The sequence below is a fragment of the Clostridioides sp. ES-S-0005-03 genome, from assembly GCF_020658455.1.
In the GTDB taxonomy this organism is placed as follows: domain Bacteria; phylum Bacillota; class Clostridia; order Peptostreptococcales; family Peptostreptococcaceae; genus Clostridioides.
In genome coordinates this window covers 62,896-79,010 of record NZ_JACVWI010000007.1, presented here as the reverse complement: position 1 = coordinate 79,010, position 16,115 = coordinate 62,896, and the positions used below count along the sequence as shown (strand labels likewise).

General features: G+C 30.3%; 17 protein-coding genes. 2 read left to right on the top strand and 15 right to left on the bottom strand.

What is annotated here, in order from left to right; genetic code table 11:
- Nucleotides 1-228 precede the first annotated feature (228 nt).
- The 4 genes from IC218_RS18235 to IC218_RS18220 form a co-directional block, all read right to left on the bottom strand.
- On the bottom strand, nt 229-708 hold the full coding sequence (locus IC218_RS18235; protein ID WP_227435363.1) for a GyrI-like domain-containing protein: 480 nt from the start codon (nt 706-708) through the stop codon (nt 229-231).
- 426 nt (nt 709-1,134) lie between these two features.
- Nucleotides 1,135-1,983 (bottom strand): PRD domain-containing protein, encoded by an 849-nt coding sequence (locus IC218_RS18230; protein WP_227825111.1) that lies wholly within the window; start codon nt 1,981-1,983, stop codon nt 1,135-1,137.
- 24 nt (nt 1,984-2,007) lie between these two features.
- A complete protein-coding gene (locus IC218_RS18225) occupies nt 2,008-3,414 on the bottom strand; it encodes a glycoside hydrolase family 1 protein (protein ID WP_227825110.1) in 1,407 nt (468 codons plus the stop codon).
- An 85-nt stretch (nt 3,415-3,499) separates the two neighbouring features.
- Entirely contained in the window at nt 3,500-5,371 is a 1,872-nt protein-coding gene (locus IC218_RS18220; RefSeq protein ID WP_227825109.1) for a beta-glucoside-specific PTS transporter subunit IIABC, read from the bottom strand.
- A 341-nt stretch (nt 5,372-5,712) separates the two neighbouring features.
- Here IC218_RS18220 and IC218_RS18215 point away from each other — a divergent pair, with 341 nt between their 5' ends.
- Together IC218_RS18215 and IC218_RS18210 are read left to right on the top strand one after the other, a co-directional pair.
- Nucleotides 5,713-6,900 (top strand): MFS transporter, encoded by a 1,188-nt coding sequence (locus IC218_RS18215; protein WP_227825108.1) that lies wholly within the window; start codon nt 5,713-5,715, stop codon nt 6,898-6,900.
- A gap of 24 nt (nt 6,901-6,924) precedes the next feature.
- Nucleotides 6,925-7,617, top strand: a complete 693-nt coding sequence (locus IC218_RS18210; RefSeq protein WP_227825107.1) for a FadR/GntR family transcriptional regulator — start codon at nt 6,925-6,927, stop codon at nt 7,615-7,617.
- A gap of 416 nt (nt 7,618-8,033) precedes the next feature.
- On the opposite strand, the gene IC218_RS18205 is transcribed toward IC218_RS18210, so the two are convergent.
- The 11 genes from IC218_RS18205 to IC218_RS18155 all read right to left on the bottom strand — a co-directional run bounded on the left by IC218_RS18205 (nt 8,034) and on the right by IC218_RS18155 (nt 16,093).
- On the bottom strand, nt 8,034-8,498 hold the full coding sequence (locus IC218_RS18205; protein WP_227483374.1) for a VOC family protein: 465 nt from the start codon (nt 8,496-8,498) through the stop codon (nt 8,034-8,036).
- Nucleotides 8,499-8,661: 163 nt separating this feature from the next.
- Nucleotides 8,662-8,925, bottom strand: coding sequence for a hypothetical protein (locus IC218_RS18200; protein WP_227483375.1), 264 nt, complete (start codon nt 8,923-8,925; stop codon nt 8,662-8,664).
- Between the two features lie 18 nt (nt 8,926-8,943).
- Entirely contained in the window at nt 8,944-9,405 is a 462-nt protein-coding gene (locus tag IC218_RS18195; protein WP_227435384.1) for an SHOCT-like domain-containing protein, read from the bottom strand.
- 61 nt (nt 9,406-9,466) lie between these two features.
- Nucleotides 9,467-9,838, bottom strand: coding sequence for a DUF2089 domain-containing protein (locus tag IC218_RS18190; RefSeq protein ID WP_227435386.1), 372 nt, complete (start codon nt 9,836-9,838; stop codon nt 9,467-9,469).
- Between the two features lie 339 nt (nt 9,839-10,177).
- Nucleotides 10,178-11,425, bottom strand: a complete 1,248-nt coding sequence (locus tag IC218_RS18185; RefSeq protein WP_255616441.1) for an ABC transporter permease — start codon at nt 11,423-11,425, stop codon at nt 10,178-10,180.
- Complete coding sequence (locus tag IC218_RS18180) at nt 11,426-12,313, bottom strand: ABC transporter ATP-binding protein (protein ID WP_227435388.1); 888 nt, start codon at nt 12,311-12,313, stop codon at nt 11,426-11,428.
- Nucleotides 12,314-12,446: 133 nt separating this feature from the next.
- Complete coding sequence (locus IC218_RS18175; RefSeq protein WP_227435390.1) at nt 12,447-13,505, bottom strand: sensor histidine kinase; 1,059 nt, start codon at nt 13,503-13,505, stop codon at nt 12,447-12,449.
- 28 nt (nt 13,506-13,533) lie between these two features.
- The gene (locus IC218_RS18170; RefSeq protein WP_227435392.1) at nt 13,534-14,049 is read right to left on the bottom strand and encodes a VanZ family protein; all 516 of its coding nucleotides are present in this window, start codon (nt 14,047-14,049) and stop codon (nt 13,534-13,536) included.
- Nucleotides 14,050-14,084: 35 nt separating this feature from the next.
- Nucleotides 14,085-14,780, bottom strand: coding sequence for a VanR-ABDEGLN family response regulator transcription factor (vanR, locus tag IC218_RS18165; protein WP_227435395.1), 696 nt, complete (start codon nt 14,778-14,780; stop codon nt 14,085-14,087).
- Nucleotides 14,781-15,441: 661 nt separating this feature from the next.
- The gene (locus tag IC218_RS18160; protein ID WP_227435400.1) at nt 15,442-15,609 is read right to left on the bottom strand and encodes a BlaI/MecI/CopY family transcriptional regulator; all 168 of its coding nucleotides are present in this window, start codon (nt 15,607-15,609) and stop codon (nt 15,442-15,444) included.
- 106 nt (nt 15,610-15,715) lie between these two features.
- Nucleotides 15,716-16,093: a BlaI/MecI/CopY family transcriptional regulator gene (locus IC218_RS18155; protein ID WP_227825106.1), complete on the bottom strand. Its 378-nt coding sequence runs from the start codon at nt 16,091-16,093 to the stop codon at nt 15,716-15,718.
- Nucleotides 16,094-16,115: the final 22 nt, after the last annotated feature.

The following is a 16,115-nucleotide window of genomic DNA, read 5'->3' as shown; positions in this document are numbered from 1 at the left end:
CCACAACTATAATAATTACCCTAACAAGTCCTTATTATCACATAACAGGTAGTAACTTTCAATAAAAACGTCTATTAGTCACTCATTAAGTAACAATTCAATCTGTCATATCATAAACAATCCATATAAAAAACAAGTTAACTACCATTCATAGTAAAATGGTAGTTAACTTGTTTTTTATTACAGCTAAACCTATGTATCCACAGAATTTCTATTCTGTTTTGTTATTTATAGAATAGGTAACATCATTTTAGTGAGATACTCACTTTCAGGACGATTTAAATCATTCAAGTACTGATAATAGATATCTCCATGAAGTTCATATCCACTATCCTTCGCCCACAAAAATAATTCTTCAAGTGTAGGGTCTTGCAGTTCATATGGTCCTAAATCAATTGCAGTTATTATTTTCTGTGTTGGAACAATCTTTTGCAAAATTTCATTTTCTGTATCCATATTATTAAATACAGAATGATTAGCTACAGGAAAACCTACTTCAACATCTAATTTTTCTAAGTCCATGTTATGAAAGCATACAATTGGTGCTCCTGCAGACAATATTCCCTTTTCTTCCAGATAGTTGGAAATTTTTCGAAAACTTTGCTGTGAAAACTCTGAAAATTCTACCATAAAGTCAATAGTTTTTCGTATTGCTAAAATGCAATACGAAGGCTGTTCAGCCATCGTTATATTAGATATTCTAGCCATTTCATATCCTCCATTACTTTATTTTTATTTCTTAGCCTCTGTTTCGTAGTTTTTATTCTTAGTTGCATCTTTATATTAACAGTATAACAAAACCAATATTATGATGCTTGTCACACAGTGCTCTTATTTTAAGTAAATACAAATGGATTGAAAATAATGAATAACTCAAATAAGAAATAGTACTGCTTATTATAAATCACTAGTATTCATCCTTGAAATTCATAAAGAAAATCAATATTAATCTTGTAGTTCTTCTAATATATAAATAACATTAGGATTAAACATATTTTCTAGGTTACTACTTTTAGAGTCATTTTTTGCATAAAATTAAGAGATAGTTTAATAGCTATCTCTTAAAATAATTCCATTATTTAAATTTGGTTAATTCTTATTTTTATTATCAAGTTACTAATATACTAAAACATTTTAACAGTTTTCATCTAGCTCCCCTAGAATCTTATGAATATGAATCATTAAATATAATTCCTCCTGACGAGGTAATTTTCTAGAGTATTCCTTGTGTATATAGGCTCCTATTTTATTTACACATTCATATTCTTCCTTACAATTTTTACGCACTTGATTATATATAAAATCTATCTTTTCTTTTGATGGTTCATTAGCCAGAAATCTTTGAGAAAAAGCCTTTAGATGCATTACAAATCTCATATAATAAAATGATTCTTTATTATATACAATAGAAAAGTGATAATGAACTATTTGTAAAATGGCATTCACAATTTTAGCACTTCTCTTATTTCTATCACTATAAGGATTGTCTTGTTGTGCATTTATAAAATGGCCTGCTATATTACCAATTTCCTCTTCTGGTAGGTCTAGACCAAGAACCTCCTTAAAAACAGTAATCGCATATTTTCCTATATCATATTCTTTTGGATTAAATTCTTTAATTTCAAACAAATAGTAATTCTCAATCATTATACCTTCTTTAAAGCGTCTCACTGCAAAGGCGATGTGGTCAGTTAAAGCCAAATATATATGGTTCATAAGTTTTAAATTATACTTTTCTATTCCATATGAGATTATCATTTGAGCTATACCAAAGTATTCTGCATCTATTTCTGATGCAAGTTGTACAATGCTCTTTTTTATATTTTCATCATGAAGAACGAAAGTTTTTTCTATATCTTCTTTATTTAACTCAGACCCAATCTTATAATTATGACCAATTCCTTTTCCCATCAATATTATCTCTTCGTCATTATCATCCTTTGCAAGTAGCAACGAATTATTTAATACCTTTGTAATGTACATACTAAAAACCTCAATATATTATATTTATTTTGTTATTCCATTACTCTTTATGACTTCTTTATACCAATAAAAACTATCTTTCTTTATTCTTTTTAAATCTAAGGTTTCATGGTCTGTTCTGTTTATGTAAACAAGCCCATAACGTTTGTTGAAACCTTGTGAAGAACTTAAAAGGTCTGTAAATGACCATAGACAATATCCCATCATTTCTACACCATCTTCAATAGCTAATTTACATGCATTTATATGAGTATTTAAATAATCTATACGATAGTCATCATGAATTTTACCATCTTCAAGGACATCTTTAGCTCCAAGACCATTCTCCGTTATTATAACAGGTAAGTGATACCTTTGCCAATATTCATTCAATGCAACTCTAAGTCCTGATGAATCTATTGATGCTCCATACTCTGAAGCCTTTAGATTAGGATTCATTGACATCTTAAATAATCCATACATACTAAAGTCAACTGTTCCTTCTCTTAGTCCAAATGGATGTTGTGAATCCTCAGGTAAGGCCTCTGCACAGTTTGTTCTATAATAATTTACAGCTATGAAATCCATTTTAGCTTTTTTAAGTACTTCTTTATCTTCATTTTCCATATGAGGGACTATATTTCTTTTCTCAAGATAATTCATATAATACCCTGGATACTCTCCATAATAATGCATATCAAGCATGTAGTACACTTTAAAGTTGTCATTCATTCTTGCTGCATATACATCTTCTGGTTTAGATGTAAGAGGATATGTTACAGATGATGATACTGCTGCTCCAATCTTGCTTCCTTCTATCATTTCATGGCATGCATTAACTGCCAATGCATGGGCTAAACAAAGATTATAATCCATTTGAGCACGCATTTTATCTATCTTCCATGGGTCTGTTTCATTATATATATTAATTCTCTCTTCTACTCTAACTATTAAATTCTGTTCATTATGAGGTTGCCAATATTTCACTCTATCTCCAAAATGCTCAAAGCATACTTTGGCAAATCTTTCAAAGGCATAAACAGTCTCTCTACCTTCCCAACCATTATACTTCTCCACTAGTGCAAAAGGTAGGTCAAAGTGATATAAAGTTACAAATGGCTCAATGTCACACTCTATTAATTTATCTATTACTTTATTATAAAAATCTATTCCCTTTTGGTTTATTTCTCCTTCCCCATCTGGAATTAGCCTTGCCCATGAAATTGAGAAACGATAAGTTTTCATTCCTAATTCTTTCATCAGTTCAATATCTTCTTCATAATTATGATAAAAATCTGATGCTACTTTAGTGTCTGCTTGCAAGTGAGACTTTTTAAAAGAATTGTAATCAGCCACTGTTTTTCCTTTATTATCTTTATCCCAAGCTCCTTCCACTTGAAATGCTGAAGATGATGCTCCCCATAAAAAATCTTTTGGAAATCCTGTATTCATAAGTGTCACTCCTTTTATATTAATGTTTTAATCGTTTTATTTGTTGCTTTATTGCACTAAGCTAATTTTTATAGTTCTAATCAATTTAATTATTAACTAATGAAATTATTTTATCATTTGTAGATACATGACTGGATTTACAAGAAATCACCTGTGCAAAATCAAATGTATTATTTACTATAACTGGTGTAGTTACATCATATCCAGCTTTTTTTATTTCATCTATATCGAAGGTTATCAGTTTAGAACCTTTTTTCACTAAATCTCCTTGATTAACATGTTTTACAAAGTGTTTTCCATTTAACTCTACTGTATTAATTCCAACATGTATCAACATTTCTGCTCCATTATCTAGCTTTAATCCTATTGCATGTAGTGTTGGAAATAAAGAAGCTACTTCACAATCAGTAGGAGCTATTATTACTCCTTTTGTAGGTAATACAGCTATACCTTCTCCCATAGCTTTTGATGCAAATACATCATCTTTTACTTCTGATAATTCTATACAATCTCCTTCCACAGGTGAAGTTATATCAACAATGCCCTCTTTTGTTTCTACTTTTATAGTAGAGCTATTTCCTTTAGAAGATTCTTCTAAATCTTCAAACCCAACCAGATAAGTTAAAATAGCTGAACCAAAAAATGCTATAGCACAACCTCCTAGATAACTTAAAAAACCTAACGTTCCTGCTTCAGCATATACAGGTATAGTTAAAACACCTTGGTTTGCGAATGCGTTACCATAAGAGCCACCCATTCCCATTATGCCACCTCCAATTGCACCACATATTACAGCACATACCATTGGTTTTTTTAACCTAAGATTAGCTCCATATATTGCAGGCTCAGTTATACCAAATAGTGCCGTTATAGTTGCAGACATAGAGATTGTCTTTAATCCTTGATTTTTAGTTTTAAAGAATACACCTAGAGCAGCTCCTGCTTGCGAGAAGTTTGCGGCTCCTGCAAAAGCCAATAAATTCTGTCTTCCAGTTTGAGCAACATCACTTATACCTATTGGTAGTAGTGCTCTATGTGCACCAAATATAACTAATACGCACCATAATCCACCTATGAATGCTCCACACAATGCAGGGCTTAGTTCATAAATATACTTGTAAACAAAGTTTATAACATTTCCTATATATATCCCAATTGGTCCAAATAAAAACAATGTTGCAGGTAAGATTATAACTAATGATAAAGTTGGAACCATTATTATTTTAATTACTTCAGGTATATACTTTTCCAGTATTTTTTCAACATATGAAAGAGCCCATATAGCAATAATTATTGGAATAACAGATGATGTATATGTGGCCTTTGTTACTGCTAATCCTAAAAATCTAACTGTTTCTTCCCCTGCCATCAAAGCTGTAAAGGCTGGATAACAAAGTGTTGCCCCTAATACCATAGATATTATTTTATTTGCATTAAACACTTTAGCCGCAGTATATCCTAGTATGATAGGCATAAAATAGAATATAGAATCAGCCATAGCATTTAGAATAATATAACTTTGAGTCTCTTTTATATCTACACCATTTTTATTCATATAGTACATAGCAAGAACTGATAAAATACCTTTAATCATACCAACCCCTGCTATAGCAGGTATTGTAGGTGTAAATATTCCAGCTACAGCAGATAATATAGAGTTCATGATACCTTGTTTTTCTTCATTTCCATTTTTATTATCTATTTCACTTGATTGAGGTACCATTTTTACAATCTCATCATACACTTTTTTTACTTTATTACCAATTACAACTTGTATCTGACCCATACTCTCTACAACAGTTATTACTCCTTCAGTTCTGGCTAACTTATCCTTATTAACCTTAGAGGTAATTTTAACTTTGAATCTAAGTCTCGTCATACAGTGAGTAACTTCATTTATATTCTCTTTTCCACCTACATTTTGTAGAATTTCTTGAGCTACTTTTTTATAATCCATATATAAATCCTCCATCTTTAATTATAGGCTTTTTGTTTTTATGGCCAATTAAACAAAAAAATCGAACCAAATAAATAGATTATACCCATAGTACTATATAGGTAACCTATAAAAATTGATTCGATCTTGCCTGCATCACCAGTAACACGTCTACTGTAATATTCAAATTTGTTAACTTTATAGTAACATAAGCGTTTTCTTAATTCAACTATAAAATATAATTTTTCAACAAATAATTCTTATTGTTATATCGAAATTTATTTTTAAAATTTTAAAATACTTGATTTACTAAACAAAATGGTATATTATTTCCATTATAAACATACCATTTGGAGGATAATATGAAAAAAATATTTAATCAAAAATTACTTTTACTCTCTATTGTTGTATTTTTCTGGTTTTCACAATACGTATACATACCTTTTCAAAATCCATATTTAAGTATATGTCACGTATCTACAAACATGATTGGTATAATAATAGGCTCATATGGAATCTCACAATGCTTACTAAGACTTCCTATTGGGGTTTTTGCAGATTCTATAAACAAACATAAAATATTTATACTATGTGGAATTTTATTTGCTGGTTTGGCATCTCTTATAAGAGTTATTTCTCCTGGAGGAGAAGGATTTCTTATAGCTAATATCTTATCTGGAATAGCATCATCAACTTGGATTTCTTACATGGTTCACTACACTGATTTTTTTTCCATAGAACATCAACAAAAAGCTACAAGTACAATAATTTTGGTAAACAACCTAGGAATGTTAATTGGATTTGTCATGAGTACCTTATTTTATGAAAAATTAGGAATGGTAAATTTGTGTATTATGAGTGTAATATCTTCAATCATTGGTACACTTCTAGCCTTAAATGTAAAAAATCATTACTCAGGAAAAATAACCGAAAAAATCCCATTTAAAAATTATTTATCTATATGTAAAGACAAAAGACTTGTATTTTTTTCTTTTATGGCATTGATTCAACAAGGAATCCAAATGTCTACAACAATGTCATTTACTACTCAAATTCTTAAACAACTAGGCTCTAGTTCTACCATTATAGGCTTATCTTCTATATTTTACATGGTATGTGCTGTTGTATCTTCTGGATTTGCTTCTACTAAATTTTGTACAAAGCATGGACCAAAATTTTGGATTCCCTCAGTGTTTTTTTTGATTTCAGTTTATTGCTTTCTAGTTCCAACAGTAAAAAGTATTAATATAATATTTATGCTACAATCGTTACCAGGAATATCTACAGGTATACTTCTTTCTTACCTTACTAGTGAGTCTATGAAAAATATACCAAAATATCAAAAATCTACTGCAATGGGATTTTTTCAAGCAGTTTATGCTATAGGAATGTCTATATTTCCAATGCTAGTTGGTAAAATATCAGATTATATTTCAATACAATATGGTTATTTTACTTTAGCTTTTATTGCTATAATTGCTTCCATATTATCTTATACATACTATAAAAAATTAAATTTACCTCTTAATTGTGATATAATACACTCATAAAAAATTATATGTTTAGGAGTTTTTATGACAAATTTAAGTGCCACTGAACAAATTATTGATTATATTAAAGTAAATATTCTAAATGGAAATTTTAAAATTAATAGTAAATTGCCAAGTGAAAGAAAGATTGCTGAACTATTTAATATAAGTAGAATTCCTGTAAGGAATGCTATAGACAAACTTTGTAAAGAAGGAATACTTAGGTCTATTCCCTATTCAAGCCCCATAGTTGAAGGATTTAAAAAAGTTGACCTTTTTTCTGATAATGAAGTTTATAAAAATCATAATATACAAGAATTTTACGTTGAATCTTTAAGAGCAAGACAACTTATAGAAAGTGAAGCTACTAAGTTAGCCATTTTAAATGCTACTTATGAAGAACTTCAGAGAATAAGATATGCTTACTTGAAATCTGTAGAAGAACTAGACAAAGTTTCACAAGGCTTAATAGAAGAATGTTATGACGCTGACCTGCAATTTCACAAAGAAATAATTTTAGCTTCTCATAATCCAATTTTTATAAAGTATTATGAATTAATACCTAAAACTGTGTCTTCTAATCAACACTTTGGCTTTAAATATAGAAATTCACTACAAGATATGATTAGTCATCACAATGAGATAATGATGGCTTTTGATAGTAAAGATGCTAATTTGGGTTATACATCAATGTATAACCATTTAGAGGGAGTTATTCAGTTATTTCAGCGTGATTAAACTTCTATTTGTAGGTCTTATAGTTAAACTCGTGAGAATTATAGGTCTAATAGTTAAGACTTATGAGAACTAAATATTTATAATATGTACTATAAAGAGCTTATTTTAATATACTACTAAATATAGTGTCCAAATAAGCTCTGTTTTACTATTCATAGATTATTTTATTAAGTATTATAATTAATATTAGATTGTATATAATCGTTACTTAAAAATAAACTTGACTGTAATATAAACAATTATAAAGCATTATTTGGCAGCCTTCTTTTTTCCTAGTTTAGGTATTTTTAATGATTATCATATCATTTCTTTAATTATGCATATAAAAAACAGCAAATCATGAGAATTTACTGTTTTATATTTTGATATTTAGAATTACTTAGTTTGATATTGAGATTTACTTAATCAGCCATAATTTAGCCTTGTAAAATTTGATTAACATCATCAATAGTTATATCCATTCTCGTCGCCACTTCTGTAAGATTCATACCTTGTTCTTGGAATCTATTAACTACTGATTTCATAGACTCACCTATTTCAATTAAATGATTATCCAAGTCATAAATTCGAACTACCTTTTGCCCCCATGGTGCTTCTTCTACATCACGAAGTAAAGTAACATCATTTCTTACATTTAGTTTTGATAGAAACTCTTCAAAAGACTCTGCTTCAAAGAATATTTCACAATTATTCTCTTTGTCTTTCATATCTTCTTTCGAGATTCCTGTCAACCAATCAAAATCTTGTTGCAATGACAATCCACCCTCAAATACAATGTTTTTTCCATAGTCAACAATAACTTTTAAATCAAATAATTCTTCATAGAATTTACGAGCAATTTGAATATCTTTTACTGCAAATAAACAACCTGCATATTTCATAAGTTACCTCCATCAACATTAGTAAATAGATTATAACATTAGTACTAGAAAAAAATATTGTAAAAAACGGACATGTTTTCGTCATTTTTAAGTCAATAAATATAAGTGTTCTCAGTAAATGTAAGTTCTCTAAATAATAGTAATATACAAAATAAACACTACTTTATAAGCGAATGGATACAAAAGTGCCATCCTGAGTTTCCACATGAACAATCTCAAGTCCCTTGTACTGCTTAAGAACAGACTGACATTCTCGAACGAGTTCCTGTAGAAATTTTTTGTTAATGACTTCCTGATATGGCTCTGGAAGTGATTTTTTAATCTCTTCAATAACCGATTCTGGCAACAAAAGAACTGCAGTATTTGCTAGAAACAATGGTATGGGTAGCCACAAATTTGTTTCTTTTGAGCGGACAATAATGCGCATAAACCTATTCTCCTAGTATTATTTTATAAAAACTTTAACTGTAGTGCCATCAGCAGAGTCAACCTCTATGATATTGCCAAGTGTTTCATTATCCAGACATTCAAGAATAGAGGTAGTAAGAGCATCTAGGTCTATACCTTGCAAATCTTCACTCTTAATTGGCAACTTACCTGTCATTTTCAACACTTGACGTATAATCTTTACAGGAAGTTGCACATTTACTTTATCACCATCTGGAGTGTCCACAATAATCTTCAACATCTTATTTTCATATGAAGTACTGCTTTGTTTAGTAAAAGCTTGACTATCAAAGTCTTCTGAATAATTCGTATACTCCTCTTGAGATGTAGTTTTATCTAATGCATCAATCAAGTCAATTGCCTCTTTGGCAGAAAGCTTTCCCTCCTCTACCATTGTTAAAATCCTCATTTTTTCATCCATATTATTTTCCTCATTTCTGCTCTTCTGTATCCATTCCAACAGAAATAGCCTCATATTTTGGTCACTACTCCTGACTACTGTCAGAAATAGAGATAGAGCTTCATTTATTTTCTTTTATTTGTTCTAATGCCTCTGCTGGAGTGATTTCTCCTTTTTCCAGTGCATCTAAAATCTCCTTTTTATGTGAATCAGAAGAAGATGTCACATTAGATTTTCCGTCTAGTTTTTGGATAATATCATCTAACCTAGAACGAACAGTTGGATAAGAAATCTTTAGTTCTTTTTCCACTTCTTTTATATTACCACGACATTTTAAAAATGTTTCTGCAAAGAATAAATCATCTGCAGATAGATAGTCAAATGCACTGAGGCAGAAATCATTTTCAATCACTGTATCACAGTTTTCACATTGTAGCTTGACAACTTTAAGTTTTCTTCCGCAGACAGGACAGCGGCTGATAACTTGATACATCACATCACCTTCTTTCTATCTAATGTTTATAATATAAATCAAAAAATTAATAAAGTCAATATATACATTAAAATAATTAATATTTATATTAAAATAATTAATACATATCTAAAATCAGCAATAGATATGTCAAGAATAGTAGATGTACCAATTGAGGAACTATTCATTTTCGATTAATTTTTGTATCATTGATAATATGTTTTAAATACACATTAGAAAATGGCTACTTTGATTTTATTTCAGAGCCACCATTTTACTAACACCTATATTTAAGATGAAACATTTCTATTCCTAAACAAAGGTTTTTAACTACTAAACAGTTGTTCACAGAATGTTGATTTATATAACCTGATGTTTGTTATAAGCCCGTATAGCAAGAAGAAGAAATACAGGAATTTCAATTATTGATGCCACTATTATGACATAGGGTGACCAGATGCTTGCCTGTCCAATATGCAGATAATTAAAGCTAGTCAATTGGTACAGTAAACTATTTTGCATACCTATTCCTGCTGATGGTAAGATAAAAGTAAGCCAATTGGCTCCAGCCGAATACGTAAATATTGGAATTAAACATGTTACAATAGCAATTAGGATAACAGAGAGTGAATCCTTGCATTTAGCTGATAAAAACAGTGTGAAACTGACAGTTGCCAGCAGTGAAATAAGCCCTCCTATTGCCAAAGTAATCTGAAGCTGCCCTAAATTAAGTGCAGGCAGACTGATAACTGAAAATAGCATCTGCATAGATGTTTTCATACACTCAGTTCCAAATGCTAGATTTGAAATTGTCAAATGAATTGAAATACATATGACAAATGCTACAGTAAAAATAGTAAGTGCAGCCATAATCTTTGCAATTGCCAATCGAGAATGTCCATGTTTTGTACAGCGCAAAATACTATCTGAACCCGTTTGGTATTCATTAGAAAACGTAGGGGTCACAGCCGCTGTACAAAGAATGACTAGGAGAAAAATAAATAGAATAATATAATCAAATGCATCTCTTGAATATCCAGTATAAAGCTGAAAAGGCGTATTTACTTCTACATATTTTTGTATCGCATGTTTCTGTGCGGTTGGATATTTCTTTTGCTCCATCTGCATGATATCTTTAAGATGTTGCGTAGTCTGCTCATAAAAACCATCTAATTTATTAGGAGAAATATCCATTAAGCTTATTCCCTGACCAGTCTTTGGATTAGAATAGGCTTCTGGCAGTCTTGCCAATAGAGATTGAATGGGAAATACCTTTTTTATATAAATATCTGTAGGGAATTCACCACTACTAAGGCTGTCTTCTCCATATGGCAAAACTACACTTTGATAGATATTCAAAGCTTCTTTGAGTTTTTCCATAGTAACTTCTCCATTATTTTCAGAGCGAAGTGATTTTTTATAGGCAATTGCTTCCAGACCATTTAATTCTGCTACCTTGTTGCCGTTTTTATCATATTGATTGATGTCCTCATACAATACCGGAAGCCAAGCCATCACAACAGACATGAATAGTGAAATAAGTAATAAAATGATAGAACGACGTGATTTCAACACACGTTTTATTTCAAGACGATAAATACGAATCATTTACTTTCCCTCCTCACTTATTTCCTCTTGCGGAAATAACCATAAATATAAGTCCTCCAAACGGGGCGAAGCCATTATTGAGTCACTTGTTTTGGCTTCATCTGCCAAATAACGAACTGATACCTGATTATTACCTTCACTACGTTGATTAATAATACGAAGCTGCATTTCATACATAGGCATCTTTTCAGCAGGTATGATACAATTCCAAACTTTACCTGTAACTTGTTTGACCAATTCATCTGTTGTCCCTACATCAAGAATTCTTCCTGATTTCATAATGGCATTTTGAGTAGCAATATACTCAATATCAGATACGATATGAGTTGAAATAAGGACAATCCTGTCATGAGAGAACTCTGAAATAAAGTTTCGGAAACGAACTCGCTCTCCAGGGTCAAGTCCAGCTGTTGGTTCATCCATTATTAGAAGTTTCGGGTCATTTAACATTGCTTGTGCAATTCCCACTCGACGTTTCATTCCACCAGATAACTTGATAATTTTTTTATTTTTGACATCAGTCAAGGTAAGTGTATGCAGCAGACTGTCAATCTTTTTTCTTGTTTCTCTAGCAGGAACGTCCTTTAATGCAGACACATACTCCAAATAGTCCTTTACTGTAAAATCTTGAAAGAAACCAAAATCCTGTGGCAAGAAACCGAATAGATTTCTGTATTCTTCTCCCATTGAATGAATATCCTTACCATCAAAAACAATTTTTCCACTAGTTGGTTTTAGAATATTCGCAATCATTTTCATAAGCGTAGTCTTACCAGCACCATTAGCTCCAAGAAGCCCCCACACACCAGGTGTAAGATTTAAACAAACATCATCAACTGCGGTTTTATTCTTAAAATTTTTTTTAAGATTTGTAATTGTTAATTCCATGTCTTTTCTCCTTTTTTGTAATACAAAGACAAACGTCCTTGTTCAGTTTTATTTTACTAAACAAGGACGTTTTAAACTTTAATATTAACAGGATAAATTCCTAAGAAAATCCTAATATCTAATTAATGTTTTCCTAAGATTGAATTGGAAGTAATACAATAAAAATAATCCTATCATTTTCACTTTGAGCCAAAATTTCTCCACCATGTAAAAGAATAATTTCATTGGCAATAGAAAGCCCAAGACCTGCACCACCACTGTCCGATTTACGAGCATCATCTAAACGGTTAAATTTTTCAAAAATTGTAGATAATTGTTCTGGTGGAATAGTATGTCCTTGGTTTTCAAATTTAATTTTAATCTTATCCTGTTCCTTTTGAACGTAAATAAGAATTTCTGTATTAGGATAACTGTATGCAACAGCATTTTTGAGCATGTTGTTAAACACTCTAGCTAGTTTCTCAGAATCAGCATAAACCATCAAATTCTCATTTGCGTTGAGTATAACAGAATTTCCTTTAGCAGATAATACAGGATAAAACTCATCAATGAGTTGCACAAGCATATAGTATAAATCTACATTTGTTTTTGTTAGTTGAATTTGCTGTGTATTGTACCTTGTGATTTCAAAAAATTCATCAATAAGCTTTTCCAGACGCATAGACTTCTTCAAAGCAATTCCAACATATTTTGCTTTCTGTTCTATAGGCATGTCAGGTGCTTCATCCAGCAGACTTAAATAACCTATTACAGAGGTAAGAGGTGTGCGAATATCATGAGCTAAATACATGACTAATTCATTCTTTTTGTTTTCAGCTTCTTTTACAGCTTGCTGGCTAAGTAGAACAGCCATTTTTATTTGGTTCATCTGCTTTTCCATATCTTTGAGTGGTTCAGATAATTCAATGGTGCTGTCATTTAGTTGATATATTACTTTAGTGGCATTCATGACTTCCTGCAAATATCCCCATGGTTTTTTCCAGTAATGATAAAAAATACAGAAAAAACCTATAATCAAATATAGAAAATAAATTAAGTCAATTCTAAGATGTAGCCACGGAAAAAATGTGTTTGAAAATCTACTGAATCCATAATCGAATAATATTACCAAAATATACCCAGCTAAGGTATATATAATTAAGCTTATAAATAGTTTCATACGTAATTTCTTTTCTGTACCAATATTTGTCATTGCTATCACCTCCATATCTATACATTTATTAATTGGATAACAGAAGAACTGTCATCAGTGCTAAAAAAAGAACTGCAAAGATTCCAGCTAGAGTTGAAATTACTATATCTGTTTTTTGCTTATCTTTTAGTATTTTCAGCAGTAATGCATATAGACCAATACCAATTATTCCACCAAACATATTGGTGATTAAGTCTGTAATATCTGTACTTCCGATAGCAAGAATATACTGAATCATTTCAAGGATAAAACTGCTTCCAAAAATAATAAGAACTTTATTTTGTAGTTTCATTCTTGATGACAACATGGAAAGTAAAACTCCGAAAGGAATAAAAATTAAAATATTATCTCTCACTTCCTCAAAATGAAACTGTTCTCCAACAGAAGTAGAGTAATGAAATGGAATCAAGTTGATACTCCTTGTGTAACCTATATCGCTTATTCTGAATTGTAGTTTAAACAATATAATCCATACTAATAAAATTAAATAAAGTATGAATAATACACAACTAATTATTTTTAAATGTTTCTTTTTTTTATTCATAGCGTAATTTTTCCTCTCCTCATAGTGAGTTGTAGTTAAATTTTATAACCGACTCCCCATATAGTTTTGATATATTTAGGTTTTTCAATAGTATCACCCATTTTTTCACGCAAATGTCGTATATGAACAGTGATTGTATTGTTACTTTTGCTATAATACTCATCTTGCCATATTTTATAAAATAATTCCTCTGAACTAACAACAGTTCCCTTGTTCTGTAGCAAAATACAAAGTATGGAATACTCCGTTGGTGTAAGTGAAATAGGATTTCCGTCAATTAGACAATCATATGTCTTAGTATTAATTTCTAAACCTAAATAACATAAAACAGAACTTGTATCAGATTCTTCTTGTATAGGATTGTATTTTTTATATCTACGCAGCTGTGCCTTTACTCTAGCAATTAATTCAAGGGGACGAAAAGGTTTTGTGACATAATCGTCAGCTCCTAAAGTTAATCCTGTGATTTTGTCAGTTTCCTCATCTTTTGCAGTTAGCATAATAACTGGAAAATTGTACTTCTCACGTATTTTTCGACAAATATCAAATCCATTTACATCAGGCATCATAATATCCAAAATAGCAAGGTCAAGCTCTGTATTTTCTATACAAGCAAGAGCTTCCTTAGCTGAATAATACTTAAATACGATATAGTTTTCATTTTGCAGATAGACCTCTATTAAGTCCGCTATATCATGTTCATCATCTACTACAAGAATTTTATCATTCATAACTGTTTTCCTCCTTTCGCGCATATACAAGATATTTTATTATTGTATCAAAAGAATCTTTACTATTTATGATTTCCTGCATAAGAAATTATTAAGAATTTCCTAACTCTACAACTTTTTACGATTATCTTTCGGTTTTTCTGCTTCTTTTTATATCCACCAGATACGACTAAAATGTATAATACTTGGTATTCATTTTCTTTACAAAGTTTTTGTACCCTGCGCTCTGAAATCCTCCGAGAAAAGGAGTACCATTTTCACAGTACTCCTTTGATTCTCCATCTTTATTTCGTTGTATCCTCACACTCTATATCAACACCACAGAAACATTGATATAGTTTTTAATGACCTTATTTCTGATTTTATCAGCATCACCTGTGAAGACGATATACTTGCAAAATTGCCTAAAACATAGAATTTCTACATATCAACTCGTTGTATCAATACTAAAGTCTCGCAATATAGAGTTTCTTGAAACGTTGAAACTATTGCATATTTCTTGAAACTATCTAACCTATCTTATTTTTACAGTAATTGAAACTACTGCACTGTATAATACTATATTAAACTTTTTAATAAAAAACAAGTTATTTTGAAACGGTGGCAAAATGGTGGCAAAACATAATTTGCCACCATTTTTTATTCCTCATCTTTTAAGTTTCTAAACTCTTCTTTGTAATCTTTTTAATACTGTAAATGTAGTAGTATCTTTCCATTTATATTTTTCTTCCATAGCTTCAACAATTTCTCTTGATGTTAATATTCTATCTGATTCCCAAATATATCTCATAACTTTTAACTCTGCTTCTGGTAATTTACTAATTTTCATATTATATACCCCTCCATTACCAACTTATGTATAAATAAATTCTATCTCAATAAAGTTTTCAAAACAAGAGAATTTATCCAAATACTCTCATCCAAAATTTACCATATTATTCTTTTAAGTTTTTATAATACTCTTCTAGTGAATCTAACTTTTCTTTACTTACGGTTTTATGTGTAGTAGTAAGTGAACGCATTATTTTTCTACTTTTACTAGATTTTAGTACTTTTTTCTTAAAAGCGTAATATTCTTTGTTATCTATTATTATTTTATAATGAGATTGAAACTTTATAATATCTCTAACCAAATAACCTTTGTCAACCAATCTTTTTAGTAGTGTTTTTATTGTACTTTTATGCCATACATACATCTGTTTTATATCTTTTACAATTTCTTTTTTAGACATTTCAAAATCTTTTTTCCATAAATACTCCATTACTATTAGTTCGGCTCTTAATAATTTTTCTATTAACATTTCTTCTTCCATCTTAATGTCGCTCCCTCGTTCA

Bases quoted from the DNA above. Each gene is read 5' to 3' on its own strand.
- IC218_RS18235 (WP_227435363.1), bottom strand. From the start codon at position 708: ATGGCTAGAATATCTAATATAACGATGGCTGAACAGCCTTCGTATTGC.
- IC218_RS18230 (WP_227825111.1), bottom strand. From the start codon at position 1,983: ATGTACATTACAAAGGTATTAAATAATTCGTTGCTACTTGCAAAGGAT.
- IC218_RS18225 (WP_227825110.1), bottom strand. From the start codon at position 3,414: ATGAATACAGGATTTCCAAAAGATTTTTTATGGGGAGCATCATCTTCA.
- IC218_RS18220 (WP_227825109.1), bottom strand. From the start codon at position 5,371: ATGGATTATAAAAAAGTAGCTCAAGAAATTCTACAAAATGTAGGTGGA.
- IC218_RS18215 (WP_227825108.1), top strand. From the start codon at position 5,713: ATGAAAAAAATATTTAATCAAAAATTACTTTTACTCTCTATTGTTGTA.
- IC218_RS18210 (WP_227825107.1), top strand. From the start codon at position 6,925: ATGACAAATTTAAGTGCCACTGAACAAATTATTGATTATATTAAAGTA.
- IC218_RS18205 (WP_227483374.1), bottom strand. From the start codon at position 8,498: ATGAAATATGCAGGTTGTTTATTTGCAGTAAAAGATATTCAAATTGCT.
- IC218_RS18200 (WP_227483375.1), bottom strand. From the start codon at position 8,925: ATGCGCATTATTGTCCGCTCAAAAGAAACAAATTTGTGGCTACCCATA.
- IC218_RS18190 (WP_227435386.1), bottom strand. From the start codon at position 9,838: ATGTATCAAGTTATCAGCCGCTGTCCTGTCTGCGGAAGAAAACTTAAA.
- IC218_RS18185 (WP_255616441.1), bottom strand. From the start codon at position 11,425: ATGATTCGTATTTATCGTCTTGAAATAAAACGTGTGTTGAAATCACGT.
- IC218_RS18180 (WP_227435388.1), bottom strand. From the start codon at position 12,313: ATGGAATTAACAATTACAAATCTTAAAAAAAATTTTAAGAATAAAACC.
- IC218_RS18175 (WP_227435390.1), bottom strand. From the start codon at position 13,505: ATGACAAATATTGGTACAGAAAAGAAATTACGTATGAAACTATTTATA.
- IC218_RS18170 (WP_227435392.1), bottom strand. From the start codon at position 14,049: ATGAATAAAAAAAAGAAACATTTAAAAATAATTAGTTGTGTATTATTC.
- vanR (WP_227435395.1), bottom strand. From the start codon at position 14,780: ATGAATGATAAAATTCTTGTAGTAGATGATGAACATGATATAGCGGAC.
- IC218_RS18160 (WP_227435400.1), bottom strand. From the start codon at position 15,609: ATGAAAATTAGTAAATTACCAGAAGCAGAGTTAAAAGTTATGAGATAT.
- IC218_RS18155 (WP_227825106.1), bottom strand. From the start codon at position 16,093: ATGGAAGAAGAAATGTTAATAGAAAAATTATTAAGAGCCGAACTAATA.